21 protein-coding genes are annotated in these 26,585 nt (G+C 71.9%); 12 read left to right on the plus strand and 9 right to left on the minus strand.

Features of this window, described 5'->3' with window-relative positions:
* Positions 1-99 precede the first annotated feature (99 nt).
* Positions 100-3,234, minus strand: a complete 3,135-nt coding sequence (sepH, locus tag AC5L3X_RS14420) for a septation protein SepH (protein ID WP_494857411.1) — start codon at positions 3,232-3,234, stop codon at positions 100-102.
* Between the two features lie 161 nt (positions 3,235-3,395).
* The gene (locus AC5L3X_RS14425; protein WP_494857412.1) at positions 3,396-4,328 is read right to left on the minus strand and encodes a S8 family serine peptidase; all 933 of its coding nucleotides are present in this window, start codon (positions 4,326-4,328) and stop codon (positions 3,396-3,398) included.
* A gap of 113 nt (positions 4,329-4,441) precedes the next feature.
* Between AC5L3X_RS14425 and AC5L3X_RS14430 the strand changes: the two genes are divergently transcribed.
* Positions 4,442-5,239 carry a hypothetical protein gene (locus AC5L3X_RS14430; protein WP_494857413.1) on the plus strand — a complete coding sequence of 266 codons (798 nt, stop codon included), beginning with the start codon at positions 4,442-4,444 and terminating at the stop codon, positions 5,237-5,239.
* 4 nt (positions 5,240-5,243) lie between these two features.
* On the opposite strand, the gene AC5L3X_RS14435 is transcribed toward AC5L3X_RS14430, so the two are convergent.
* Genes AC5L3X_RS14435 through AC5L3X_RS14445 form a run of 3 tightly spaced genes read right to left on the minus strand, consistent with a single transcriptional unit; the run spans position 5,244 to position 8,573 of the window.
* Positions 5,244-6,521, minus strand: coding sequence for a D-arabinono-1,4-lactone oxidase (locus tag AC5L3X_RS14435; RefSeq protein ID WP_494857414.1), 1,278 nt, complete (start codon positions 6,519-6,521; stop codon positions 5,244-5,246).
* A gap of 47 nt (positions 6,522-6,568) precedes the next feature.
* Entirely contained in the window at positions 6,569-7,315 is a 747-nt protein-coding gene (locus tag AC5L3X_RS14440) for a polysaccharide deacetylase family protein (protein WP_494857415.1), read from the minus strand.
* Positions 7,316-7,370: 55 nt separating this feature from the next.
* Positions 7,371-8,573: an MFS transporter gene (locus AC5L3X_RS14445; protein WP_494857416.1), complete on the minus strand. Its 1,203-nt coding sequence runs from the start codon at positions 8,571-8,573 to the stop codon at positions 7,371-7,373.
* Positions 8,574-8,667: 94 nt separating this feature from the next.
* Between AC5L3X_RS14445 and AC5L3X_RS14450 the strand changes: the two genes are divergently transcribed.
* Positions 8,668-9,840, plus strand: coding sequence for a lytic transglycosylase domain-containing protein (locus AC5L3X_RS14450; protein WP_494857417.1), 1,173 nt, complete (start codon positions 8,668-8,670; stop codon positions 9,838-9,840).
* Positions 9,841-9,859: 19 nt separating this feature from the next.
* On the opposite strand, the gene AC5L3X_RS14455 is transcribed toward AC5L3X_RS14450, so the two are convergent.
* Positions 9,860-10,816, minus strand: a complete 957-nt coding sequence (locus AC5L3X_RS14455; protein ID WP_494857418.1) for a ferrochelatase — start codon at positions 10,814-10,816, stop codon at positions 9,860-9,862.
* Between the two features lie 12 nt (positions 10,817-10,828).
* Here AC5L3X_RS14455 and AC5L3X_RS14460 point away from each other — a divergent pair, with 12 nt between their 5' ends.
* Both AC5L3X_RS14460 and AC5L3X_RS14465 read left to right on the plus strand, forming a co-directional pair.
* Positions 10,829-12,862, plus strand: coding sequence for an alpha/beta hydrolase family protein (locus tag AC5L3X_RS14460; protein ID WP_494857480.1), 2,034 nt, complete (start codon positions 10,829-10,831; stop codon positions 12,860-12,862).
* A complete protein-coding gene (locus tag AC5L3X_RS14465) occupies positions 12,862-13,650 on the plus strand; it encodes an inositol monophosphatase family protein (RefSeq protein ID WP_494857419.1) in 789 nt (262 codons plus the stop codon). The genes AC5L3X_RS14460 and AC5L3X_RS14465 overlap by 1 nt, the downstream gene beginning before the upstream one ends.
* Before the next feature lie 96 nt (positions 13,651-13,746).
* Here the strand turns inward: AC5L3X_RS14465 and AC5L3X_RS14470 are convergent, their stop codons facing one another.
* Positions 13,747-13,911: a hypothetical protein gene (locus AC5L3X_RS14470; protein WP_189125198.1), complete on the minus strand. Its 165-nt coding sequence runs from the start codon at positions 13,909-13,911 to the stop codon at positions 13,747-13,749.
* A gap of 240 nt (positions 13,912-14,151) precedes the next feature.
* Between AC5L3X_RS14470 and AC5L3X_RS14475 the strand changes: the two genes are divergently transcribed.
* From AC5L3X_RS14475 to AC5L3X_RS14505, 7 genes are all read left to right on the plus strand, one after another.
* Positions 14,152-14,805, plus strand: a complete 654-nt coding sequence (locus AC5L3X_RS14475; RefSeq protein WP_189125197.1) for a response regulator transcription factor — start codon at positions 14,152-14,154, stop codon at positions 14,803-14,805.
* Complete coding sequence (locus AC5L3X_RS14480) at positions 14,802-16,103, plus strand: sensor histidine kinase (RefSeq protein ID WP_494857420.1); 1,302 nt, start codon at positions 14,802-14,804, stop codon at positions 16,101-16,103. The genes AC5L3X_RS14475 and AC5L3X_RS14480 overlap by 4 nt, the downstream gene beginning before the upstream one ends.
* Before the next feature lie 286 nt (positions 16,104-16,389).
* Positions 16,390-16,689: a DUF4193 domain-containing protein gene (locus AC5L3X_RS14485; RefSeq protein ID WP_189125196.1), complete on the plus strand. Its 300-nt coding sequence runs from the start codon at positions 16,390-16,392 to the stop codon at positions 16,687-16,689.
* 71 nt (positions 16,690-16,760) lie between these two features.
* Positions 16,761-17,582 carry a hypothetical protein gene (locus tag AC5L3X_RS14490; protein WP_494857421.1) on the plus strand — a complete coding sequence of 274 codons (822 nt, stop codon included), beginning with the start codon at positions 16,761-16,763 and terminating at the stop codon, positions 17,580-17,582.
* A 34-nt stretch (positions 17,583-17,616) separates the two neighbouring features.
* Entirely contained in the window at positions 17,617-18,576 is a 960-nt protein-coding gene (locus tag AC5L3X_RS14495; protein ID WP_494857422.1) for an MBL fold metallo-hydrolase, read from the plus strand.
* Complete coding sequence (locus AC5L3X_RS14500; RefSeq protein ID WP_494857423.1) at positions 18,573-20,141, plus strand: FAD-dependent monooxygenase; 1,569 nt, start codon at positions 18,573-18,575, stop codon at positions 20,139-20,141. Before AC5L3X_RS14495 ends, AC5L3X_RS14500 begins: the two co-directional genes overlap by 4 nt.
* Entirely contained in the window at positions 20,138-21,571 is a 1,434-nt protein-coding gene (locus AC5L3X_RS14505; RefSeq protein ID WP_189125195.1) for an alpha,alpha-trehalose-phosphate synthase (UDP-forming), read from the plus strand. The genes AC5L3X_RS14500 and AC5L3X_RS14505 overlap by 4 nt, the downstream gene beginning before the upstream one ends.
* On the opposite strand, the gene AC5L3X_RS14510 is transcribed toward AC5L3X_RS14505, so the two are convergent.
* Positions 21,504-21,788, minus strand: a complete 285-nt coding sequence (locus AC5L3X_RS14510; protein WP_189125194.1) for a DUF4235 domain-containing protein — start codon at positions 21,786-21,788, stop codon at positions 21,504-21,506. The two genes, AC5L3X_RS14505 and AC5L3X_RS14510, sit on opposite strands and share 68 nt — an antisense overlap.
* 78 nt (positions 21,789-21,866) lie before the next feature.
* Here AC5L3X_RS14510 and valS point away from each other — a divergent pair, with 78 nt between their 5' ends.
* A complete protein-coding gene (gene valS / locus AC5L3X_RS14515) occupies positions 21,867-24,404 on the plus strand; it encodes a valine--tRNA ligase (RefSeq protein WP_494857424.1) in 2,538 nt (845 codons plus the stop codon).
* On the opposite strand, the gene AC5L3X_RS14520 is transcribed toward valS, so the two are convergent.
* A complete protein-coding gene (locus AC5L3X_RS14520; protein ID WP_494857425.1) occupies positions 24,398-26,578 on the minus strand; it encodes a DUF6351 family protein in 2,181 nt (726 codons plus the stop codon). The genes valS and AC5L3X_RS14520 overlap by 7 nt on opposite strands.
* Positions 26,579-26,585: the final 7 nt, after the last annotated feature.

The raw sequence follows: 26,585 nt of genomic DNA on the forward strand, positions 1-26,585 counted from the left end.
CCGACGAGCACGTGTGGGATGTCGGCCACGGGCGATCACCTGCGGGATGTCGGCCACGCCCGCGACGAGCCGGGTTCGAGGCGGGGCGATCCGCAGGGGTCAGTCCGGGCGGCGGGCGCCGAACATGATCTCGTCCCACGTCGGCACCGAGGCGCGGCGTCCCCGCGACCCCTTGCGTGCCGGGCGGGCCGCGGGAGCCGGAGGGGGAGACGGCACCGGCACCGCGGGCTCCTCCGTGGCCGTGCCTTCCTTGGTCGTGTTGTCCTTGCCCGGCCGCGCTGCGGGCACGGCCGCCTTGGACTCGCGTCCCGGGGCCGGCTTGGGCCGCGGCGCCGGCGGCTTGGGAACGGGCTTGGTGACCGGAGGCGCCTGCACTGGCTCCTGGGCCGCCGCCTGAGGCTCCGCCTCCGGCTCGGCGGCCGGTGCTGGGCTCTGCGCCGCCTCGGACACCTCGGCGGCCTCCGTGGCGGGTGCCTGCGCCGCCGGAGCGGCGGCCTCCGTGGCAGGTGCCTCTGCGGCCGGTGTGGCGGTTTCCGCCGCCCCGAGCGCCGCTGCAGCCGGGGTGGTGGACTCCGTCACGGAAGGTGCTTCGGTGGCTGGGGTGGTGGGCTCCGCCGTGGAAGGTGCCTCTGCGGCTGGGGTGGTGGGCTGCGCCGTGGCAGGTGCCTCTGCGGCCGGGATGGTGGGCTGCGCCGTGGCAGGTGCTTCTGCCGCCGGTGTGGTGGTTTCCGTGGTGGTGGGTGCTTCGGGGGTCGGCGTAACGGGTTCGGCCGGAGCGGGTTCGGCCGGAGCGGGTGTCGCCGCGGATCCCGTGGTGACGGGTGTTTCCGCCGCCGGTGTGGCCGCTTCCGTCGTCGCAGGTGCGGCCAAGGCGGTGGTCCCTGCCGCGGCCGGTGCGGCCTCGGCGACGCGCTCGCCGCCGGTGGGCTGCGCCGTGCCTGTGGTGCCTTCTGTCGTGCGCGGCGCTTCGGCGGACGGCGTGGTCGCCGCCGGTGCCGCCGGTGCCGCCGGTGCTTCGGTGCGCTCGGTGGCTGTCGGGGTGGCGGTCGGGTCCTTGGCGGCGATGGTCATCTCTGACGCGGCAGGCGTGGTCTGCCCCTCCGCGACGGCGGGCTCCGCCACCGACGCGGCGGCGGGTGGCGCGATCGGCGTCGTCGGGACCGGCGTCGGCGCGTCGGGTGACGTCGGAAGCGTTGTCGGCGTGTCAGGCGACGTCGGAAGAGGGCTGGGCGTGGCGGGCGTCGGCACCGTTGCCGGTGTGGCAGGCGATGCTGGGAGGCCTGCGGGTGTAGGAGGCGTCGTCGGCGTGCTGGATGCGGCCGGATACGCCGGCGACGTGGCCTGCGTCTCGGACGTGGCTTGCGTCTCGGACGTGGCTTGCGTCTCGGACGTGGCTTGCGTCTCGGGCGTGGCCTGCCCGCCAGGCGTGCCCGGGCCGTCAGAGGCGCGCTGGTGTTCCGGCGCCACCCGCGCCTCAGACGCGCTTCGGTGTTCCGGCGCGACCTGGGCGTCAGACGCGATCTCGTTGTTGGCTGTGGCCGGGCTGTCTGAGGCGGTCGGGCTGTCAAGTGTGGCCGGGCCGTCAGACGCGGCCTGGCTGTCGGAAACCGTGGCCGAAGTCCGCGTCGTTTCCGCTGCCGGTCGCGGGCTTATGTCCTGGCCGGTGCCCGCCTGGGCGGCCACCTCGGTCGTCACGGCCTGGTCCTTGGTGGACGGCTTGTCACCGGAGGAGTCTGGGGCGCCGGAGGACTCCGGGGCGCTGGAGGAGTCCGGGGCGTCGGTGACGGCCTTCGGCTCGGGAGTCGAGGTCGCCGCGCCGGACTGGGACGTGTCGGCCGACGTGGGCTGGGGTGGCGCCTCGGGAGCCGACCCCACCGCCAGGGGCGCGTCCGCGGGCATCGACTGCGGCGGCGCCTCGGCCGGGACGGCCGGGCGGACGTCGGCGACAGGCGTGCTCGCATGACTCGGCGGTCCGTCGGCCGGCTGGGTGGACGAAGTGCCCGAGTCGGCGCGCCCCGCCCCTGTTCCTGCTCCTGTGCCCGGGACTTGGACGCTGTCGGAGTGGCCGGTCTCGGAGCTGGGGACTCGGCCAGGCGCAGAGTGCGCCGCCGGCCCGGCCTCGGCGGGATACGGCGCCCGCGCCGCGCCGGTGTCGGCGAGGGAGTCGAGCTGGCCGGGGGCGTGCTGCTCGGGCTGGCGGGGCGTGTGCTGCTCGGGCTGGACCGGACGCGTGCCGGTGGACAGGTAGGTGTCCGGTGCGGCGGGTGAGAACGGCGGCACGGCGGAGGCCGGAGGCTGGAAGGCGGCCGGCGGCGCGAGGTCGTCGGGCGTGTCCGTACGGTCGGGACCGGGGGAGGGCCGGAAGTCGCGACCGGCCGGGCGGTTGGAGCCGAAGTCGGGAGCCCAGGGCGCGGCCCCGCCGGGACGGGTGTGGCCGGGCTCGAAGGGGGCCTCGCGGGACGGACTGGCCGGCCGTGTGTAGGCGGACTCCGAGCCGCGCGCGGGCGGCTGGTAGCCGACGGCGGGCTCCTCGGGCCCGCGCCGCACCACCGAGGGGAACGGCAGCGGGTCGGACGCCAGCGGCGGCACCGGCTGCAGCTTGGCCACGCGCGGAGCGAACGGCGTGACCGTGGTGTCCTCGGTGACGGGACTCGGGTCGAAGTCGGCGGCAGACAGGCGCAGCGCCTCGTCGTCGTGCGGGGTGACGTGGCGGCGCCGGGGGTCGAACAGCCACTCGGCGTGCCTGGTGTGACCGTTCCACACGTATCCGAGCTTGACCCGCCACAGCCCGTCGTCACGCTTGGCGGAGTCCCAGTCGATCTCGTCGGTGGGCACGCCGCGCCGGGTGAGCCGCTCGGCGACCAGGTCGCCGAGGGTGGGGCCGGGGGAGGACTCTCCCGGCATCCGTACGGCGACGCGCTGCGCCTGCTGGGCGACGTACTCGCGCTCCTGCAGCACGGGGCCCTCGAACCAGCGGACCCGCTCGACAGGGATGCCGGCGGTCGCGGCGATCTGTTCCGCGGTCTCTCCGGCACGTATGCGAGCCTGGATCTCCTTGGGGCGCAACGGACTCTCCACTTCGATCTCGTACTGGCCGAGACGGGAGAAGTTGCCACGGACGGCAGCACGGAGCCGGTCGTCCACGGGAAGCGTGAAGCGTGTACCCCGGCCGGCAGTCGCCAGCACGAGATAGGTGCCGTCTTCGCTCACCGCGACGAGTCGGAGCTCCTGCATACGAGTCCCTTCGTCAGCGTGCTCGTTCTTCCCCCGGACCCTTGAGTCTCTCGCGTGTGCCGGTTGCCTGCCAGCACCGTACCCGGCATGTCCGAACATCGCCTTCATGGGATAGCCCCGGGGCGATGTGACGCCGGTCACATTTACCGCTTCCATCGAAATCAGCGCCCGCCGTTTCGCGCGGCCCCTGAAGGATTCTGGCGAACTGAGCCGCGCGCCGTCGTGCACTTCAGATAAGACGCGAGAGCCAATGGGCCGGCGGCTGGATGGAGCTCCAGGTAGCGGGCGGCGAGTCCGGCCAGGCCGGGGGCGGCGGAGGACGCCTGGCCGCCGCGGGCCGGCCGGCAGCCGGCGGTGTCCGAGCCCCCGGTGACGAAGACTCCGGACCGCGCGAGGCGGCGTACGGCGGTGGCGTAGGCCGGGGAACCGTCGCCGTCGAGGGAGAGGTTCGCCACGGCGGGGTGACGGGCGTGTCTGCGTACCCAGTCGAGGCCGGCGACGACGTCCGACAGCGTGCCGGCGCCGTCGCAGCCGAGCACGCGCACCGAGGCGATCCTGGCGCCGGGCGCGGCGCCGGAGATCTCGCGGGACACCCGCGTGCCGTGCCCGGTGCAGTCGTCGCCGGTGCCGCCGGTCGCGTCGAAGGCGCGCCAGGCCCGGTCGCCGAACTCGGCGCGGGCGGCGTCGAGGCCGCTGTCCACCACGTACACCGTCGTGCCGGCGCCGGTGGCCTCCGGTCCGGGGTCGCCGGACGGGCGCGAGCCGGTCAAGGGACGGATCAGCCGGTCGGGTTCGAGGGCGCGCACGCGCGGGTCGGCGCGCAGTTCGTCGGCCTCGGCCGAGGTGAGCCAGGTGGCGAAGCCGGGCAGCGCCGCGGTGTAGTAGCGGCGTACCCGCCAGCGCACCTCGCCGACGAGGTCACGGGCGGCGGCCCGGTCGCGCGCGGTGACGACGTGGGGCAGGGCGGGCTCGCTCGTGGCGGGCCGGGCGGCGAGGCCGGAGGCGGGGGTCATGGCCAGGGGCGCCGCTGTGGTCATGGCCGTCGCCACGGCCGCGGCGAGATATACGGAGGGCAGGCCGAATCGTCGGGGCACGAGCCAAGAGGGTGCCTGTCACGCAGGTCACAGGAACAACGGGACACGCAGTCGCGTCTATTCACGAGGAAGCTCTTTACCTTACGGATGGCCAGAGGGGACTGATCGACGGCATGGGCGGCGAGCAGCGGAAGTTCGAGCTGAGCGGGCCGCAGATCGGAGGGAGCGCCCTGGCGGCGGTGACGGCCGCGGCGGCCGCCTCCTACCTCGGGGTGGCGGGCACGGTGATCGGCGCCGCGGTGGTGAGCATCGCCAGCACCGTCGCCTCGGCCGTTTACACGCACTACCTCAAGCGCACCGGCGACAAGGTCAAGCAGCACACCGTGATCGCCCGGCTGACCCATGCCGACCGGGAGGAGCCGCCTCGCGAGAACGAGGGGGAGGGTGCGCTGGCCACGGCCGCGCACGCCACGGTCCGTGACGACGACCCCGGCCAGCCTGAGTCGACCCTGGTCATGGCGCCGGTGGAGGCGCCTCGGGCGAAGCTGCCGTGGATCAGGGTCGCCGTGGCCGCGACGCTGGTCTTCGCCGTCAGCATGGGCGGCATCCTGCTCTACCAGGGGATCGCCGGGACGACCGTGCACGAGCAGCTCCGGGGGCCCGTCAGCGACAAGGGGCCGGCGAAGGCGCCGGTCGAGGAGGAACGCCGCTCACGGGAGCCCTCCCCGGCGGTGACCACGCCGTCCGGCGATCCGGCCCCGACCACTCCCGTGCCGACGGTGACGGTGACGGCCACTCCCACCCCGTCGGCGACGCCCCCGCCCACCCCCACCCCCACGGACACCGGCCCGGCCGAGCCGGTCGACCCGACGAGCGCCCCGCCGGAGCCGACGGAGCGGCCGGACGTGGGGGAGGAGGCGCCGGCCTCGCCGGCGGAGGGCGACGAGCCCGCCCCGGGGGCGCCGGAGTGAAGGGTCAGCCGAGCACGGTGTCCAGGTACGCGTTGCCGAACAGCCGCTCCGGGTCGAGCCGGTCGCGCAGCGCCACGAAGTCGGCGAACCTCGGGTAGACAGCGCTCAGGTAGGCGGCGTCGCGGGTGTGCAGTTTGCCCCAGTGCGGCCGGCCCTCCAGCCGCGTCATGATCTCCTCCACCCCCGCGAAGTAGGCGGGGTGGGGCGTCGGCCGGTACATGTGGCACGCGATGTACGCCGTAGGCCGGCCGTACGCGGTGGAGAGCCAGGCGTCGCTGGGCGGCGACACCCGCACCTCGATCGGGAAGGTGATCTTCCAGTCGGCGCGCTCGACCAGGTCGCGCGTCTCGCGCAGCGCCTGGCCGAGCCGATCGCGCGGCACGGCGTACTCCATCTCGAGGAAGCGCACGTCGCGCCGGGCGGTGAAGACGCGGTAGGAGGCGTCCACCGCCTCGGAGCCGCCGAGCGCGGCCGCGCTGAGCGCGTTGATCCGGGGGATCAGCCCGGGGAACCGGGCGCCGGCGGCGCAGGCCAGGCCGAAGACGGTGTTCTCCAGGAAGACGTTGTCCAGCCAGTGCTTGGCGGCGCTCGGCGGCCGGGGTGGGCCGGGGTGCCGGTTGTTGGTCTTGACCAGGCACGCGTCGGTGTGCGGCAGCCAGAAGAAGTCGAGGTGTTCGTTGCCGGTGGTCATCTCGTCGAGCGAGTCGAGCATCCGGCTGAGCGTGATCCGGCGCCGCTCGTTGCGCAGCAGGAACGCGGGCTCCACCCGGAACGTCACGGCCGTCAGCACGCCGAGCGCGCCCAGCCCGACCCGGGCGGCGTCGAACAGGTCGTCGCCCTGGGTGGCCGTCACCACCGAGCCGTCGGCCAGCACCAGCTCCAGGGCGGTCACCTGGTCGGCCAGGCCGCCGCTGTCGCGGCCGGTGCCGTGGGTGCCGGTCTGGATGGCGCCCGACACCGTCTGCTCGGTGATGTCGCCCATGTTGGCCAGGGCCAGGCCACGCTCGTCGAGCAGCTCGTTGAGCACCTTGAGCGGGGTGCCGGCCAGGACGGTGACCTGGTCGCCGTCGACCGAGCGGACCCCGGTCAGCGCGGTGGGGCGCAGCATGATGCCGTCGGTGAGGGCCACTCCGGTGAAGGAGTGGCCCGTGCCGACCATGCGCACCCGCCGGCCGCCCGCCGCCGCGTCGCGCACGGCCCGCACGACGTCGTCGGCCGAGGCCGGGGTGCGCACGTCGAAGGGGGTGGCCGACTGGTTGCGTGCCCAGTTCGTGAAGACCATGAGCGGCCCCCTTCGAGCGTCGTTCCGAAACTAAACGTGAACGATACTCAGTTTTCCCAGCCCTCCGGAAGCGGGAAGACGTCACCCGCCGCCAGGTTCTCCTTCTTGAGGATGTCGGAGACCTTCACCAGGGTGTAGCCCCGGCTCTGCAGCGTCTTGACGAGGGACGGCATCACGTCGACGGTCTGCTTCACCCAGTCGTGCATGAGGATGATGCCGTCGCGCTTGGCCACCGCCAGCGTCTGCTTCTTGATGGCGTCGGCGTTCTTGGTGGACCAGTCACGCGATCCGCCGGTCCACAGCACGATCGGCATGCCGAACTCGGCCGCGATGTCCGACACCTGCAGGTCGGCCATCCCGTACGGCGGGCGCAGCAGCTTGGGCTCGACGCCCGCGGCCTTCTTGACGGCGTCCTGCGTCTTCTGGATCTCGCTCCGGATGGCCCCCGGCTCGATGGTCGTGAAGTTGGGATGCTTGTAGCTGTGGTTGCCGAGCTCGTGGCCCTCCTTGGCCATGCGCTTGACATAGGCCGGGCGGCTCTTCACGTACTGGCCCTCAAGGAAGAACGTCGCCTTGGCGTCGTACTTCTTCAGGGTGTCGAGGAGCGCGCCCGCGTACTTGCCCGGCCCGTCGTCGAAGGTCAGCGCGATGCACTTGAGCTGCTCGCAGTCGACCGGGGCGGGGGCGGTCTTCGCCGCCTGCTGGTTGGCTGGGGAGTCGGCCAGGGCGGGTGCCGGCGTCAGCGTGAGGGTGACAGCCGCGATGGCCAGAAGTGAATAGATTTGTCGGGACATGAAATAGAGCTTCCAGTGTGAAGGGTGTTGCGAGGGATGTTTCGACCGTAGCGGATCATGTCTCCGCGGGTGAAGGCGCCTCGGGAAGTCTCAGCAAACCCGAACCTCCCACACCGACGACGGCGGCGAGGGCCGCGCAGACGACGGAGAAGCCGTACGCGCTGGACGCCCCGAACGCCTCGGTGAGCGCCCCGCCGGCCCACGCGCCGATCGCCACCCCGAACCCGATCGCGGTCGAGATCCAGGCCAGACCCTCGGTGAGCAGCGACGGCGGCACCAGCCGCTCGGTCAGCGAGAAGCCGGTGATGAGCGTCGGCGAGATGGCCAGCCCGGCCACGAAGAGCCCCACGGCCATGATCCACGCGTCGCCGATGAACGAGATCGGCACCAGCCCCACCACGAACACGCCCAGCGCCCGCACGAACCGGCCCCGCAGCGGGATCCGCCAGTTCCTCGACCCGAACCACAGGCCCGACACCATCGATCCACCGGCGAAGGAGGCCAGCAGGAACCCGGCGGCGCCCTTCACGCCCTCCTCCTCGGCGAACGCCACCGTGATCAGGTCGACCGAGCCGAACACCGCGCCGAGCGCCACGTAGACGCAGGCCAGCAGGGCGATCCCGGGGATCAGGATGGGGGTGCCCGAGGTGCTTCTGACCGGCTGGACCGGCGGCTGCGTGCGCCGCTGCAGCGCCAGCGCGAAGGACCCGCCGAGCATGCACAGCAGTGCCACCAGCAGTCCCGCGTACGGGTTGACCGCCGTGGCGAGCACCGTGACGATCGCCGGCCCGGTGACGAAGATGACCTCGTCGGCCACCGACTCGAAGGAGAACGCGGTGTGCAGCCTGGCCGAGCCGCCGTACAGCGTGGACCAGCGGGCGCGCACCATCGAGCCGAGCGAGAGCGAGGTCGCGCCGACCAGCAGGCCGGTGGCGTAGAGCGTCCACTCGGGCAGGCCGAACCTCGCGCTGAGCATCAGGGAGGCCAGCGCGAGCCCGTTGACCGAGGCGAGCGGGATGATCACCCGGCTCTGCCCGAACCGGTCCACCAGCCGCGCGGACAGCGGCGCGGCGATGGCGAAGGCGACGTTGGTGGCGGCGGCGACGGCGCCCGCGGTCGCGTAGGACCCGGTGAGGGCCGAGATCAGCAGCACGATGCCGATGCCGAGCATCGACATGGGCATCCGGCCGATGAAGCCGGCCAGCACGAAACCTTTGACGCCGGGCCCGTTGAACAACCCCCGGTAAGGCCCGACCACGTGGCGTCTCTCCCTACTGCGCGAACTTAACCTTTGCGCACCGTCTGTCCATACTGCAACTGGTTTACCCGATGGCTGAGCTAACGTGTGCCGGGTGTCCGGACTTCCCACCTTCCGTGCCGTGCTGTACATGGTCGTCGCCGTGATCGTCCTCACGCTGGTGGGCGGCGGAGTCGTGGTGATCATGAACGACGGCCTGCTCGAGACCGCGAAGGAGCGGCCGGCGCGGAGCGAGCGCGAGCGGCCGGAGCAGATCCGGCTCGACCAGCTCGTCCCCACCACGGAGCCAGCCCGGGACTTCGGCGAAGGCGGCCCCGGCGTCACCCCGACCCCGCCCAGGCTGCTCGCGATCGCCCGCGGCGAGGTGCCCAAGCGGACCCGGTTCGCGCTGGCCGCGCTGAAGAACGCGCAGAAGGTGGTCGTGGTCGACGCGGGCTCGGTCAAGGTGTCGGGCACCGGGCTCAACCTGCTCGCCGTCGACCCGGCCGGGTTCCGCTCGTGGACGCCCAAGGCGGTCGCCGGCCAGCCCGGCGTCTGGAGCGCGCTGGCCAGGGGCGAGCTCGTCGCCGACAGCGCGGCCACCCGCCGCCTGGGTCTCGTGCTCGGCGCCCACTACCAGGTGGACGGCGGCCCCAGGCTGCGCGTCGCGGCCTCGGCCACGCTCGGCCTGAAGGGCGTCGACGGCCTGGTGAGCACCGAGACGGGCAAGACCCTCGGGCTCGCGCCGGGCGTCGCGGTGCTGCTGCACGGCAAGGGCGCCATCAGCCAGGCGCGGGTCAAGAAGCTGCTCGGTGACGGGGCCCAGGTCGTCTCACTGGTCGCCGAGACGCGCAGGAGCACCCCCCGGAGCACCTCCCGCGCGACGGAGCAGCCGGTCGCCGGGCAGCGGCCCACCAGCTACCTCGACCTCTACAAGGTGTCGGCCACCCGCTGCCCCGGCCTGTCGTGGACGGTGCTGGCCGCGATCGGCCAGGTGGAGAGCGGGCACGGCCGCAACAACGGCCCCTCCAGCGCGGGCGCGCTCGGGCCCATGCAGTTCATGCCCGCCACCTGGAAGGCGTACGGGGTGGACGGCGACGGCGACGGCAAGGCCGACATCTGGAGCCCGTACGACGCGGTGCCCGGTGCGGCCAACTACCTGTGCGCGAACGGCGCCGGCAAGGGCGGCGAGAAGCTGCGCAAGGCGATCTGGTTCTACAACCACTCGTGGGACTACGTGAACAAGGTGATGGGCGTCGCCGAGGCCTACGCCCGCGCCTACACCTGACGCCCCGCGCCCCTGCGGCTCACGCCCGGGGCGCTCCCGGGCGTCGCGGCGGCGGGCAGCAGGTCAGCGCGCACGGCGCCGGCTCGGGCTCGTCCATCAGCTCGCGCACCATGCGGACGAACGCGGGGTGCACGCCGGCCGTCGAGGCCCGCTCCATCGGCAGGCCGAGCTCGTCGGCCACCTGCCGGGCCTCGGTGTCGAGGTCGTAGACGACCTCCATGTGGTCGGAGACGAACCCCAGGGGCACCAGCACCACCGCCGGCGCGTCGATCTTGCGCAGGTGGTCGCAGACATCGGGCTCCAGCCACGGCACCTGCGGCGGCCCGCTGCGCGACTGCCACACCAGGTCCCACGGCCGCGTGCGGCCCAGCGCCCGGTTGACCAGCTCGGCCGAGCGGCGCAGCTGCGCCTCGTAGAGACCGCCGGCCGGACCGGCGGTCTCGGCCATGGCGATTGGGATGCTGTGCGCGGTGAACACCAGCCGGGCGTCGTCGCGGCCGAGCCGCTCCAGGGCCTGCCGGGTGTGGTCGGCCACGGCGGTGACGAACCCCGGATGGTCGCCGTAGTGCCGCATCTTGACCAGCTCGGGACCTCCCTCGACGGAGATCCGGGCGATGTCCTCGTAGTACTGCCGGCAACTGGAGTAGCCGGCCCACGCGGAGGTGGCGAAGACCGCGGCCCTGCGCACGCCGTCGTCACGCATCCGCAGCACGGTGTCCTCGCCGAACGGGCGCCAGTTGCGGTTGCCCCAGTAGACGGGCACACCGGCCACCGGGCGCAGCGCCTCGACCAGGTCGCGGTTCTGCTGGTTGATCGGGCTGACGCCGCCGAACGACAGGTAGTGCTCGGCCACCTCCATCAGCCGCGCGCGCGGCACGCCCCTGCCCCGGACGACGTTCTCCAGGAACGGCAGCACGTCGTCGGGACCTTCGGGCCCGCCGAACGAGAGGATCAGCAACGCGTCGTAATTCCCCACGTGACAAACCCTATGTCGCGGTGTCCGTGCTCCTTGCCGCGAGGTAGGTTCGATCGGGTGAGCGCATTCAACGACATACGTGACTATGTGGCGATCCCTCGAGTTCTCTCGCTGAAGCTCTCGCCTGACGCCTCGCGGCTCGTCTCCGCCGTGCAGTCCCTCAATCCCGACGGCAAGTCGTACGGCACCGCGCTCTGGGCGATCCCGGTGGACGCCGAGCCCTACCGCCTGACCCGGTCGGCCAAGGGCGAGACCCAGGCGGAGTTCACCGGCGCGGGCGACCTGCTGTTCACCTCCGCCCGCCCCGACCCGGCGGTCAAGGACTCCACCGACGAGGTGCCCTCGCTCTGGCTGCTGCCCCGCTCCGGCGGAGAGGCACGCCAGGTGGCCGCCCGTCCCGGCGGCATCGGCGCGGTGCGCACGGCGGGCGACGTCGTGGTGTTCGCCTCCGACGTGCTCGACGGCGAGGAGGCGACCGAGGAGGAACGCCGCAGGGCGCGCAAGGACGCCGGGATCAGCGCGATCCTGCACGAGGGCTACCCGGTCCGCTACTGGGACCACGACCTCGGCCCCGGCCGCACCCGGCTGTTCGCCGGGCGGCTCGGCGACGACCGGCTGGAGGACGTGCGCGACCTGACGCCCGACCCGGGCGACGCGCTGCGCGAGGTCGCGTTCGAGCTCACCCCCGACGGCGCCACCGTGGTCACGACCTGGCGGGTCCCGCTGCCCGGCGGCGAGCTGCGCACCGAGCTCGTCGCGATCGACGTGGCCACCGGCGAGCGCCGGGTGATCTTCGCCGACGACGCCCACGACTTCACCGGGCCGATCGCCGTCTCGCCCGACGGCGCCCGCGTCGCCTGCTCCCGCGACCGGCACACCGGTCTGGAGGTGTCGGCGCGCGCCGAGCTGTGGATCGGCGACCTGGCCACCGGCGAGGGCGGCGCGCACGCGCCCGACCTGTTCCCGGCGGGCCTCGCGTGGGCGCCCGACTCCTCGGCCGTCTTCCTGGTCGCCGACCACCAGGGCCGCCGCCCGGTCTTCCGCGTCCCGGTGGGCGATCAGGAAAGCGGCGAGGCGGTCAGGCTCACCGTCGACGACGCGTCCTACCTCGCGCTGAACGCCTCGCCCGACGGCCGGTTCCTGTACGCGCTGCGCGGCGGGGTCGCCCTCGCCCCGGCACCGGCCAGGATCGACCTCGGCACCGGCGAGGTCGCCGACCTGCCGTCACCCGCGCCCCGCCCCGAGGTGTCCGGCACGCTGACCGAGATCTCCGCCACCGCCGACGACGGCGCCACGATCCGCGGCTGGCTCGTGCTGCCCCGGGGCGCCTCGGCCGCCGACCCGGCCCCGCTGCTGCTGTGGATCCACGGCGGCCCCGTCGGCTCGTGGAACGACTGGCAGTGGCGCTGGCAGTCGTGGATCATGGCCGAGCACGGCTACGCCGTCCTGATGCCCGACCCGTGCCTGTCCACCGGCTACGGCCAGCAGATGATCGACCGCGGCTGGGGCGACTGGGGCCCGCGCACCCTGGCCGACCTCGACGCGATCATGGACGTGGCCGTGGCCAGGGACGACATCGACGCCGACCGGCTCGGCGCGATGGGCGGCTCCTTCGGCGGCTACATGGCCAACTGGGTCGCCGGTCACAGCGACCGCTACAAGGCCATCGTCACCCACGCCTCGCTGTGGAACCTCGACCAGTTCGCCGGCACCACCGACGCCTCCATGTACTGGCAGCGAGAGTTCGGCGCGCCCGGCTCCGAGCGCTACGCCAGACTCTCCCCGCACCTCGCGCTGGACGACATCGACACCCCGATGCTCGTCATCCACGGCGACAAGGACTACCGGGTGCCGATCGGCGAGGCCCTGCGACTCTGGTGGGACCTGAGGCGTACGAACGTCGAGTCGAAGTTCCTCTACTTCCCCGACGAGAACCACTGGATCCTCAAGCCGGGCAACACCGTCGCCTGGTACGAGACGGTCCTGGCCTTCCTCGCCCAGCACGTGCTCGGCCAGGAGTGGAAACGGCCGGACTCGGTGGCCTGATGACCGACTTCGCACGGCTGGCCGAGGACATCGCGCGGGAGGCGGGCAACATGCTGCTCGCCAAGCGGCCCACGATGTCCGGGGTGGTCGCGACCAAGTCGAGCCCCACCGACGTGGTCACCGCCCTGGACCGGGCCTCGGAGGAGCTCATCCGCTCCCGGGTCCGGGCGGCCCGGCCCGGTGACCGCTTCCTCGGCGAGGAGGGCGGCGAGCACGGCGGTTCCTCCGGTGTCCGCTGGATCGTCGACCCGATCGACGGCACGGTCAACTTCCTGTACGGCCTGCCCGACTGGGCGGTGTCGATCGCGGTCGAGGTGAACGGTGAGATCGTCGCCGGTGTGGTGAACGTGGTGCCACGCGGCGAGGTGTTCACCGCGGAGCTCGGCGAGGGGGCCTGGCTCGGCGGCGAGCGGCTGCGCTGCAACACCGGGGTGCCGCTGTCGCGGGCGCTGGTGGCGACCGGATTCGGCTACGGGGCCGAGCGGCGGGCGGTGCAGGGCGAGGTGGTGGCCGCGGTGCTGCCGAGGGTGCGTGACATCCGGCGCGGAGGGTCCTGCGCGGTCGATCTCTGCTCGGTGGCCGCGGGCCGAGTGGACGCCTACTACGAGCGGGGCGTCAACCACTGGGACTTCGCGGCGGCGGGGCTGGTGGCCGCCGAGGCCGGGGCCGGGCTGGGCGGGCTGCACGGCAGGCCGCCCAACTCCGACCTGCTGCTCTGCGCGGCGCCCGGGCTGTTCGAGGAGCTGCACGACCTGCTCGTCACGCTCGACCCCGAGCGCGACGGCTGACCGGGCGCCAGGCGCGGGGGCCCCGCGCCCGGCGATCACCGGACATGACGACGGCCGGGACCCTTTTCCAGGGTCCCGGCCATCGTCGCGTTGGCGTCAGCTCCGCAACGGGATGCCGTGATCGTCCGCCAGCCGGCGCAGATCCTCGATCTCCGCGGAGAGGGTGTCGGCGAGATAGTCGTCACCGGCGCTACGGGCCTCCCTGAGGCCCTTGTAAGCCTGGTCGAGGCGGCTTTCGATCGTGGTCGTGAACTCGCCCATCTCACCTACTTTCTGAGGGGGTCCAGAACGTCCTGGGCGACGTGTGTCACCCGGCCTGCGCACACGGGGATCCTTCGGCACACGGCGGCGGGTGTTTCGCAGGCATACCCAGCCCGCTCGTCATCCGAAACATGGAAATTCGCGGAGCCTTGTCCGAGGCAGCCCCCGAGATGCCTTACCGTGCGCTTATCGAGGCTGAGGTCAGAATGTCGGTCAAGAAGCGGAAAGAGGTGCACGGGCGTGCGGGTGCTGGTGGTTGAGGACGAGCGAGTGCTGGCCGACGCGATCGCGACCGGATTGCGGCGCGAGGCCATGGCCGTCGACGTGGCCTACGACGGCGGTGGCGCGCTGGAGCGTACGTCCTACATCGACTACGACGTGATCGTCCTTGACCGTGACCTGCCGGTGGTGCACGGCGACGAGGTCTGCCGTCGCCTGGTGGAGCAGCGCTCGGCCTCGCGGATCCTGATGCTGACCGCCTCGGGCGACGTGGACGACAAGGTGGAGGGGCTCGGCCTGGGTGCCGACGACTACCTGGCCAAGCCGTTCGTCTTCATCGAGCTGGTCGCCCGGGTCCGGGCGCTCGGCCGTCGCTCGGCCCCGGCGCTGCCGCCCGTGCTGCAGCGCGCCGGGATCCGGCTCGACCCCGGCAAGCGGCTGGTCGAGCGTGACGGGCGGGAGGTCGTGCTGACCAAGAAGGAGTTCGCGGTCCTGGAGGAGCTGATGCGCGCCGAGGGCGCCGTGGTCAGCCAGGAGGACCTGCTGGACAAGGCATGGGACGAGAACATCGACCCGTTCACCAACGTGGTGCGCGTGACGATGATGACGTTGCGCAAGAAGCTGGGCGACCCTCAGGTGATCGAGACGGTGCCCGGGGTGGGATACAAGTTGTGAGCGAAAGTCCAGAACGGCGCGAAGAGGCGCGGACGCATCCGATGATCAGCCCGTCCTCCGACCGGAAGAGGCAGGCGCCGCCGCCGACCGGGCCGCCGGCCTGGGACGGCCCGCCGCCCCCCTCCTACGCGCCGGTTCAGCGGAGCGCGATGGACCGGGTCAGGGAGCTGCCCGGCCGGGTGAGCATCCGCTGGCGGCTCACCCTGACCTACAGCGCGCTGTTCTTCGTGGCGGCCGCCGTGCTGCTGTTCTCGATCTACGCGATCGTCGGCAGGGCGATCGACGACGCCTGGCTGCCCCTCGACCTCAGCGGCATGAACGCCATCGACGCGGCCATCGTCGAGAACCGGTGGCGCCTGGCCCAGCAGCAAGCGGTGCAGACCGCCCGCGACGCCCTGCTGAGCAGCTCGTTCCTCGCCCTGCTGGGCGTCGGCCTGCTGGCGGTCATCCTCGGCTACTTCGTCGCCGACCGGGCGATGCGCCCGGTGGCGCAGATGAACGCCACGGCCAGGAAGCTGTCCGAGAGCAACCTGGCCCACCAGCGGATCGACCTCCACGGCCCCAACGACGAGCTGAAGGAGCTGGCCGACACCTTCGACGCCATGCTCACCCGGCTCAACGTCGCCTTCGACACCCAGCGGCGGTTCGTCGCCAACGCCTCGCACGAGCTGCGCACGCCGTTGACCATCAACCGGACGGTCCTGGAGATCGCCCTGTCCGACCCCGAGGCCTCACAGGACCTCAAGGCCCTGGGCCGCACCCTGCTCGAGGTGAACGCCCGCAACGAGCGGCTGATCGAGGGGCTGCTGCTGCTCGCGAGGAGCGAGCGCGACCTGGCGGTGCGCAAACCCCTGGACGTCCAGGACGTCGCGCGGACCGCGGTCGAACAGGTCATGCCGTTCGCCGCCGAACACGGGGTTTCGGTCGTCACCGATCTGGTCAGCGCGCCTACCGTGGGCGATCCGGTGCTCCTGGAGCGGTCCGTCAGTAACCTGCTCGAGAACGCGGTCAAGTACAACATTCCTGAAAACGGAAAAGTATGGATCCAGACGGGAATGGCGGACGGTGCGTTGGTTGTTCAGGTGGCCAACACCGGACAGCACGTTCCGGCGTACGAGGTCAACAGCCTGTTCGAGCCCTTCAGGAGACTCCACGCCGACCGGGTGGAATCCGCCAAGGGAGCGGGGTTGGGGCTGTCCATCGTGCGCGCGGTGGTCCAGGCTCATGGTGGAAATGTGACCGCCGTGCCACGCGACGGCGGCGGACTTGTCGTGACCATTCGGCTTCCACGCCGCTGATCCGGCGTGTTGGTCGAGTGGGGGCGTCTCGTTCTCGCCGCACATGTGGTTGGATGTGCCGTCGAACACGGTGGTGCGTGACGCCAAGGCTGTGGGTTTCGCCATATTTGGCTAACCATTGCCCTCGGCAGCAGGCCCTGACGTGTTGGGAGGTTCGATGGCCGTTCTCCTGGGGTACCGATGCACAATCTCCCCGCCGGGATCGGGCACAAGTTGGGCGTCCCGGACGTTAGAAGACGCGCGATGAGCGTGAAGACATATAGATGAGGGGGATGGAGTTAGCACGATGGCTACCGACTACGACAGCCCACGCAAGACGGACGACGATCTCAGTGAGGACAGCCTGCAGGAGCTGCAGGCCCGGCGCACCGACAAGTCGTCCGGCAGCATCGACATCGACGAGACGGACCTCGCCGAGTCGCTCGAACTGCCCGGCGCGGACCTGTCGAACGAAGAGCTCAGCCTGCGGGTCATCCCGCGCCAGGCCGACGAGTTCACCTGCTCGCGATGCTTCCTCGTGCACCACCGCAGCCAGCTGGCGTCCGAGAGGAACGGTCAGCAGGTCTGCCGGGAGTGCGCTGCCTGACGCCGTGGCTCAGGGCAAACGGCGATGCCGATCGGCCCTGAGCGGTCGCCACCACCAGACGGAGGCTTCGCGTGGCCGTACCCGATAAGGATCAGCAACCAGGCAAGCAGGAGGCCGACCTCGACAGGGAGGTCGGTGAGCTCGTGGGAAGGCTCACCGAGCCCGGCGAGCTGGAGCCGGCCGAGCGGCGCAAGCTGCTCGGCCGCCTAGCCCGGTCCCTGACGACCGCCTCCAGGAGGGCACGGGAGAGCGGCACCGGCCGAGGCCGGTGGCTGGCCGACATCTTCCTCAACATCGCGCCGCGCATCCCCATCCGAGACCTGCACACCCTGTCCGAGCACCACCACGGCCTGACCGGTGAGCAGCTCGCCGACGACCTGGTCCGCACCGCCCAGAAGGCCACCATGACGGTCGGCGCCATCGGCGGCGCGCTCGCGGCCGCGCAGTTCGCCGCGCCCCCTCTTCTGCTCTCCGCTCCCGCCCAGCTCGTCGCCGAGACGATCGTGGTCGCCGCCATCGAGGTCAAGCTGCTCGCCGAGCTGCACGAGGTCTACGGCGTGCGGGTCGAGGGCACCGGCGCCCAGCGTGCGGTCGCCTTCACCGCGGCCTGGGCCAAGCAACGCGGCGTCGACCCGCTGGCCCCCGCCTCCGTCTCGCTCGCGCTCGGCGCGGCCACCAAGACCGCCCTGCGCAACCGCCTCATGCGCACCCTCGGCCGCCACCTCACCACGCTCGGCCCGTTCCTGACCGGCGCCGTCGCCGGCGGCGCCCTCAACCGGGTGGCGACCAAGAAACTCGGCCAGGCCATCCGCGACGACCTGCGGGTCAAGCTGCCGGCGTCTGCCGAGCGCGGCCGGTTAGAGCCTCCCGAGCGGGGCCGGTCAGACTCCTGACCTGCCCCGGCGCAGCAGACGCAGAGGAGCAGCCATGGTCAAGCCGTTCGCCTCGTCCGCCGATCTCGACGACAAGCGGCGGTCGCTGGAGGTGCTGGCCGACGGCGTCTACGCGCTGACGGCCGAGGGCGACCCCAACGTGGGCGCGATCGAGGGCGAGGACTTCCTGGTCTGCTTCGAGGCGCTGGCCACCCCCGTGGCCGCCCGTGAGTGGCTGACCCGGCTCAGGGAGCACACCGGCAAACCGGTCAGATATCTGGTCCTGTCGCACTACCACGCGGTCCGGGTGCTCGGCGCCTCCGCGTTCGGCGCCGACGTGATCGTCACGCACGACAGGACCCGCGACCTGATCGCCGAGCGCGGCGCCGAGGACTGGGCCAGCGAGTACGCCAGAATGCCCCGCCTGTTCAAGGAGCCCGGCTCCATCCCCGGCCTGACCTGGCCCACGGCGACGTTCAGCGACACGTTCACCATCGACCTCCGCGGCGGGCGCGGCGACCTGGTCCTGGCCCACTGCGGACGCGGCCACACCGAGGGCGACCTGGTCGCCTGGTTGCCCCGGCAGAAGATCATGTTCGCCGGCGACCTGGTCGAGTCACAGGCCGCCCTCTACACCGGCGACGCCTTCCACCGCGACTGGGCCACCGGCACGCTCGACCGGGTGGCCGCCTTCGGCGCCGAGACCCTGGTCGGCGGCAGGGGGGCGGTGGCCAGGGGCAGGGTGGCCGCCGACGCGGCCATCGCCCAGACCCGCGACTTCCTGACCGTGATGCTCGCCCAGGTGGCGGGGACCCGCGAGCGGGGCGGCACGCTCCGGCAGGCGTTCGAGAGCACCCACCGGGCGCTCGCGCCGCGCTACGGCGGCTGGCCCATCTTCGAGCACTGCCTGCCGTTCAACGTCTCCCGCCTGTGGGACGAGCTCGACGGCGTCGAGCGGCCCCGGATCTGGACGGCCGAACGTGACCGCGAAGTCTGGGCACAACTGCAGTCATGACCAGGAAAGCGGTCACGGGGGCGCGGGTCATCGTGGTCGGGGCGGGGCCGGTGGGGCAGACCGCGGCGCTGCTGCTGGCCCGCTGGGGCGTGCCCGTGCTCGTCCTCGACCGGCGCGCCGGGCGCCACGCGGCGGGCTCACGGTCGATCTGCCAGCAGCGCGACGTGCTCGACGTCTGGTCGGCCGTGGGTGCGGGCCGGATCGCCGAGGAGGGCCTGACCTGGACGACCGCCCGCACCTACTACCGCGACCGGGAGCTGTTCTCCTGGAGGTTCGAGGTCTCCGGCACGCTGCCGCCGTTCGTGAACATCTCCCAGTCGCGCACCGAGGAGATCCTCGACGAGGCCATCGCCGCCCAGCCGCTCGTCGAGGTCCGCTGGGGCCACGAGGTGACCGGCCTGGAGCAGGACGACCACGGCGTCACCGTCCGGTGCGGCGCGCGGTCGCTGCGCGCCTCCTACGTGGTGGCCTGCGCCGGCGCGCGGGAGCAGGGGCTGCGGGAGGCGCTCGGCGTCCGGTTCGACGGCCGCACGTTCGCCGACCGGTTCCTCATCTGCGACATCCGCGCCGACCTGCCCGGCTGGGAGCACGAGCGCCGCTTCTACTTCGATCCGGCCTGGAACCCCGGCAGGCAGGTGCTCATCCATCCCTGCCCCGGCGGGGCGTTCCGCGTCGACTGGCAGATCCCGCCCGGTCCCGACCCCACGCCGGACGAGGTCTCCCGCCGGATCAGGCAGATCGTCGGCGACCGCGACTACGAGCTGCTGTGGCGGACCACCTACCGCTTCCACTCGCGCGTCGTCTCGCGGATGCGGGCCGGCCGGGTGCTGCTCGCCGGCGACTTCGCCCACCTGATGGCGCCGTTCGGCGCCCGGGGGCTCAACTCCGGGGTGCCCGACGCGGAGAACGCCGCCTGGAAGCTGGCCTTCGTGCTGAACGGCTGGGCTCCCGAGGAACTCCTGGAGACGTACCACGTCGAGCGGCACGCGGCCGCGCTGGAGAACCTGGAGGTCACCGCGGCCACCATGCGCTTCCTCGCCCCGTCGGGCGCGGCCGACCGGGAACGCAGGCGGGCGGTGCTGGAGCGGGGCGCCGTGGCCGAGGTCGACTCGGGGCGGTTCGCGGAGCCGTACTGGTATGTCGACTCTCCGCTCACCACGCCGGAGCCGGGGCGGCCGTTCGCCGGCAGGCCGCCGAAGGGCACGAGCCCGCCGCCCGCTCCGGGCGTCATCCTGCCCGATGTGGCGCTGCCGGGCGGGAGATTGCGTGATCAGTGCCGTGACGGTTTCCTACTACTTGTGGGTGGAATGAGCGATTCGCGTTTGTTTGCCCAGGTCTTGGGCAAGGTCACTAGGGCGCCGCTCGCCGTCCGCGAGCTCGCGACGATGGATGGCACCGGTGGCCTGGCCGACGAACTCGGCGTCAGGCCGGACGAAGCGTGGCTGATCAGGCCCGACGCTCACATCGCCGCGATCATTCCCCACGCGGGGCCGGAGTCGGTGGTGGCCGCCGTGCGCCGCGCCTCGCGGTGCACGCTGGACAGAGTCGTAGGAGGACTTGAGTGAGTGGCCGTAGCTCGTTTCTGATCGTTGCCAACCGCTTGCCGGTGGATCGGACGGTCGGGCCGGACGGAACGGCCTCATGGCGCAGGAGCCCGGGCGGGCTCGTGACCGCCATCGCCCCGGTGATGCAGCGCCGTCATGGTGCCTGGCTGGGCTGGCACGGAGCCGCCGACGAGAAGCTGGACCCGTTCGAGCAGGACGGCATGAACCTCATCTCGGTGCCGCTGTCGACCGAGGAGGTGGAGCTCTACTACGAGGGGTTCTCCAACGCCACGCTCTGGCCGCTCTACCACGACGTGGTCGCGCCGCCCGTCTTCGAGCGGGACATGTGGGACGCCTACCGCCTCGTCAACCAGCGCTTCGCCAACGCCGCGGCCGAGGTCGCCGAGCACGGGGCGGTCGTCTGGGTGCAGGACTACCAGCTCCAGCTCGTGCCCGCCATGCTCCGCAAGCTCCGGCCCGACCTGCGCATCGGCTTCTTCCTGCACATCCCGTTCCCGCCGGTCGAGCTGTTCTGGCGGCTGCCGTGGCGCAAGGAGCTGGTCGAGGGGTTGCTCGGGGCCGACCTGGTGGGGTTCCAGCTGTCCGGTGGCGCCTCCAACTTCCGCCGGCTGTGCCGCAGGCTGCTCGGCCTGCCGTACAAGGGGAACGAGATCTTCCTCGACGACCGGGTCGTCACCACGCAGGCCTTCCCGATCTCCGTCGACTTCGGCGAACTCGACACCATGGTGCGCGACCCGGCGGTCATCACCCGCGCCAAGGAGATCAGGTCGGAGCTCGGCGACCCCGACCACCTGCTGCTCGGCGTCGACCGCCTTGACTACACCAAGGGCATCGGGCAGCGGCTGGAGGCGTTCGGCGAGCTGCTGAAGGACGGCAGCCTGGCGCCCAACGAGGCGGTGTTCGTGCAGATCGCCACGCCCAGCCGGGAGCGGGTGGAGGAGTATCGCCGGCTCCGGGACGACATCGAGCTGCAGGTCGGCCGGATCAACGGCGAGCACGCGATGCTCGGGCTGCAGCCGATCCAGTATTTCCACCAGTCGTACGGCCGCAAGGAACTGGCCGCGCTCTACCTGGCGGCCGACGTGATGGTCGTGACCCCGCTGCGCGACGGGATGAACCTGGTCGCCAAGGAGTACATCTCCTGCCGCCACGCGATGGACGGGGCGCTCGTGCTCAGTGAGTTCGCCGGGGCGGCCGACGAACTGCGGCAGTCGTACCTGGTCAACCCGTATGACATCGAGGACGTCAAGCGCCAGCTCCTGGCGGCGATGCGGGCCACGCCGCACGAGCTGACCCGGCGCATGCGCACGATGCGGCGCCGGGTCACCACCTACGACGTGGACCGCTGGGCCAACGAGTTTCTCAATGCCCTGGAGTCACCTGTTTCACAGTCCGCCACGCTTCATACCGCTTCTTGGCGGTCCGGTTGACCACGATCTGCGCCACGGACATGCCGACGCCCATCACGACGGCGTAACCGATCGCCTCACCGAGGCTGACCTCGGGCGAGTCGGTGTCGATGGGCGGCTCCTTCCCGGTCGCCTTGACCCAGGCGAACCCGAGGAGCTTCCGGGCCGCCCATGCGGTCGCCAGACCGACCAGCCCGCCAATGACCCGCCAGGCCAGATCCGGCTTGTCCTCTGCCATGCGGCGTCTCCTTCCCCTAGATAACGAACCCTAGTCTCTAACGCGGGCCTGGCCCGTGAAGCCGTACCATAAGGAGGCATGACTCAACAGCGACCACGCCATGCGCCTATGCCCGAGAAACCCACTCTCGATGGCTTGGAGCAGGTATGGGTAGGCCGCTGGGAGAGCGAGGGCACCTACCGGTTCGACCGGTCCAGGGCGCGCGAGGAGATCTACTCGATCGACACCCCGCCCCCCACCGTCTCCGGCTCCCTGCACGTGGGTCACGTCTTCTCCTTCACCCACACCGACATCATGGCCCGCCACCAGCGGATGCTGGGCAAGTCGGTGTTCTACCCGATCGGCTGGGACGACAACGGCCTGCCCACCGAGCGGCGCGTGCAGAACGTCTACGGCGTGCGCTGTGATCCCTCGCTGCCCTACGACCCCGGGTTCGTACCGCCCGACAAGCCCGGCAAACGTGAGATCTCCATCTCGCGGCGCAACTTCGTGGAGCTGTGCCACAAGCTGACGGCCATCGACGAGCAGGCGTTCGAGGCCGTGTGGCGGCGGGTCGGCCTGTCGGTCGACTGGTCGCTGCTCTACACCACGATCAGCGACGACTCGCGCCGGGTCTCACAGCGGGCCTTCCTGCGCAACCTCGGCCGGGGCGAGGCCTACCTGGCCGAGGCGCCGACGCTGTGGGACGTCACCTACCGCACCGCCGTCGCCCAGGCCGAGCTCGAGGACCGCGAGTGGCCGGGAGCGTTCCACCGGATCTCGTTCTACGGCCAGAACGGCCCGGTCTGGATCGAGACCACCCGGCCCGAGCTGATCCCGGCCTGCGTGGCCCTGGTCGCCCACCCCGACGACGAGCGCTACCGGCCGCTGTTCGGCACGTCCGTGCTCACGCCGCTGTTCGGCGTCGAGGTGCCCGTCCTGCCCCACCACCTGGCCGAGCCGGACAAGGGTTCGGGCATCGCCATGATCTGTACGTTCGGCGACATCACCGACGTGACCTGGTGGCGCGAGCTCGACCTGGAGACCCGGCCGATCATCGGCTGGGACGGCCGGCTGCTGCCCGAGCCGCCGGCGGGCGTCGACGAGGAGCCGTACAAAGAGCTGGCGGGCAAGACCGTCCACAGCGCCCGCGAGCGGATCGTGGAGCTGCTGCGCGAGTCCGGCGACCTCGACGGCGAGCCGCGGCCGGTCCAGCGCACGGTCAAGTTCTACGAGCGCGGCGACAAGCCGCTGGAGATCGTCACCACCCGGCAGTGGTACATCCGCAACGGCGGGCGCGACGCGGAGCTGCGCGAGCGGCTGCTGGAGCGGGGCCGCGAGCTGAGCTGGCACCCGCCGCACATGCGGGTGAGATACGACAACTGGGTCGGAGGGCTGGCGGGCGACTGGCTGATCTCCCGGCAGCGGTTCTTCGGCGTGCCCTTCCCGGTGTGGTACCCCCTCGACGAGACCGGCCGGCCGGTCTACGACCAGCCGATCACACCACCCGAGGAGCTGCTGCCGATCGACCCGTCCTCCGACACGCCACCCGGTTACACGGAGCCGCAGCGGGGCGTGCCCGGCGGGTTCATGGCCGATCCCGACGTGATGGACACCTGGGCCACCTCGTCGCTCACCCCGCAGATCGCGGGCCGCTGGGAGACCGACGACGACCTGTTCCGGCGGGTCTTCCCGGCCGACCTGCGCCCGCAGTCCCACGAGATCATCCGGACCTGGCTGTTCTCCACCGTGGTCAGGTCGCACCTGGAGTTCGGCGACGCCCCGTGGAGCGACGTCGCGATCTCGGGCTGGATCCTCGACCCCGATCGCAAGAAGATGTCCAAGTCCAAGGGCAACGTGGTCACCCCGATGGACCTGCTGGAGCGGCACGGCTCCGACGCGGTCCGCTACTGGGCGGCCAACGGCCGCTACGGCATCGACACCGCGTTCGACGCCGGTCAGCTCAAGATCGGCCGGCGGCTGGCGATCAAGATCCTCAACGCCTCCAAGTTCGTGCTCGGCCTGGGTGAGGGCTCGGGCGGCGAGGGCGGCGAGGTCACCGAGGTCACCGAGCCGCTCGACCTGTCGATGCTGGCCGCCCTGGGCGACGTGGTCCGTGAGGCGACCGAGGCGTTCGCCGGCTACGAGCACACGCGGGCGCTGGAGGCCGTCGAACGGTTCTTCTGGTCGTTCTGCGACGACTACCTGGAGCTGGTCAAGGCACGGGCCTACGAGTCCGACGCCGGGGCGGCCTCGGCCCGCACCGCGCTGCGCCGGGCGCTCGACGTCCAGTTGCGGCTGTTCGCGCCGTTCCTGCCGTTCGTCACCGAGGAGGTGTGGTCGTGGTGGCGCGAGGGCAGCGTGCACCGCGCCCCCTGGCCGGCGGCCGAGCGCGGCGGAGGCGACCCGGCCGTCCTGGCGGTCGCCTCCGAGGTGCTCGGACGGGTGCGCAAGGCCAAGTCGGAGGCCAAGCTGTCGATGCGGGCCGAGGTCTCGCGCCTGACCGTCACCGGCCCCGAGATCGGGCTGGTCCGCCTCGCCCAGGACGACCTGTGCGGCGCGGGCAACGTCGAGGAGTTCGTCCTCCTCGACGGGCCCGAGTTCGCCGTCCAGGTGTCACTGGTCGAGGGTCAGTAGTCGCACACCCCCGTCGGGAAGATCGCCTCCAGGCGGCTCCGCTCGGCGGGGGTGGGCCGCCAGCCGCCGTAGAGCCCGCGCGCGATGGCGCGGGCCACCGGCTGCAGCCGGCACGCGTAGACCCCGCCCTCGATGGGCCCGCCCGCGACGATGCGCGAGGTCGAGTAGAGCGGGAACCTCTCCGTGCAGGCGCCGGCGGCGCGCCGGTTCAGGATGCCGTCCCAGACGCGCGGGCCGGCCGCGATCTGGCTGCCGTCGGCGGCGAAGCAGCGGTCCACCGCGTCAGCGGGCCGGTTGCCCGCCACCCCGCGTCGCGGGTGCTTCCGGATGTTCGCCATCCAGGTGTCGATCACCCGCAGCGCCTGGGGCGTCTGGTCGAACCGGGGACCGTCCGGGCGGGCGTCGGTGAACCAGATGACCTGGTTGGCGGCGTCGCCGTCGTGGTTCAGCATCCGCTTGCGCGAGGCGAACGACTGGTGCGAGTTGTGCATGTCGAGCTCGTCCTCCAGGTAGTGGCGCCAGTCGATGACCGGGATGTCGATGTCGCCGCGGAACACCAGCCCGCTGCGCTCGACGTTCCTGATCGCCACCCGGTCCCCGGTGCGGCGCGGCGCCGGGTCGCCCAGGCGCATGTTGCGCGAGCTCCACGGGTCGAACTCGGCCGGGCAGAGCGAGGGCGTGAACGGGCAGCCCTCCTGGACCATGTCCCGCGCCTCCTTCCACGAGCCCGCCTGGGCGTTGAGGTCGAGGAACTCACCGGCCGTGACGGTGCCGTCGACCAGTGCCTTCAGCCCGTACTGCACGCCGACGTTGTCCCAGGTGGAGCGGGCGTAGCCGTCGGGGCCGACGCCGTAGACGTTGCGCAGGTCGTCCCAGTGCGTCCACTGGACCGTGTTCTTGACGCCCGGCGGATCCATCTGCTGCCACTCGGGGGAGTTGTCGGAGGTCCACAGCGGGTTCATGGTCAGCGGGGTGAGCCCGCGCCAGCCCTCGACGCACTCGTCGGACCCGGCCCTGCCGGTGTAGGGGTTGGCCACGGTGTCGCTGGCGTTCATCCCGATGAGCGCGGTGCGTGAGTCCCAGTCCGCCCAGCGCGGGTTGCGGTCCATGTGGCGTTCGAGCAGCTCGCAGTCGCCCACGTGGATGGTCTGGGTGACCATGTCCGGATACGAATACTGCGGGATGGCGGCGTCGATCACCCGGTCGCCGTGGTTCTGGCCGTAGACGTACTGCTGGATCGCGCCGCCGGAGGCGCCCAGGCCCACCGTGTAGAGGGGCGAGCCGTGCCGCTCGATGAACCTCTCCTTCACCATGAGCGCCGTCTCGCCGCCCAGGATCAGGTTGTAGTGGGTCGAGGTGCGGGTGCCCGACGAGTGCAGGATCGCGTAGCCCTTGCCCAGCCCGTACGGGTCGAGCGCGCCGCCGCCCAGCGTGCCCTGGTCGTGGCCGATCGCCACGCCGCCGTCGAAGCGGTAGATCGCCCGGCCGTTCCAGCCGCCCTCGATCATCGCGATCGAGTAGAGGAACCGGTTGATCACGCCGCGCTCGCGCGTCACCACGAAGTCCACCACGCGCCCGTCGAGCAGCGTGGTGGTCGTCATGTCGGCCGGCCGCTCGGCGGGCATCGGCTTGAAGGCGCCGTCGGCCGCCCGGTAGATCCGGTCGGTCACCGTGGGCGCGAAGCAGTCCCTGCTCCAGCCGTCCGGCACCCGCATGCCCTGCCCGTCCTGGTTGTCGGCCACCGGCCGGCCGAGCCCGGCGCGCTCGGTCTTGCACACGAACGGGTACTGGTGCGGCCCCGAGAAGATCGGTCCCGAGATCGGGTGGTCACGCACCCTCAGCGCCTCCCGATGCGGCCCGGCCACGGCGCTGATCGTGTTGTCGCCGGTCCGCAACCCGGTCACCAGGCCGGTGAGCGAGCGCCCTGCGGGATCGGCCCGGAACCCGGAGGTGACGTCCTCGCCGTTGCGTAGCACTCGCACCGGGCCGCCGCGGGCCGATCGCACCCTGACCAGCGCGTCACCGCCGCTGACCTGGTCGGCGCGGCTGGAGAGCACCTCCAGCGCGAGCCCGCCGCCCGAGGCGGGCCCGGTCGCCGCGGCGGCCGGCGCAGCCGGGAGGCCGGTGAGGAACGGGGTCAGAAGCACGCTGAGAAGCGCGGACACAGCCTTCATGGGCACG

It is taken from the genome of Nonomuraea sp. CX421 (assembly GCF_059358955.1).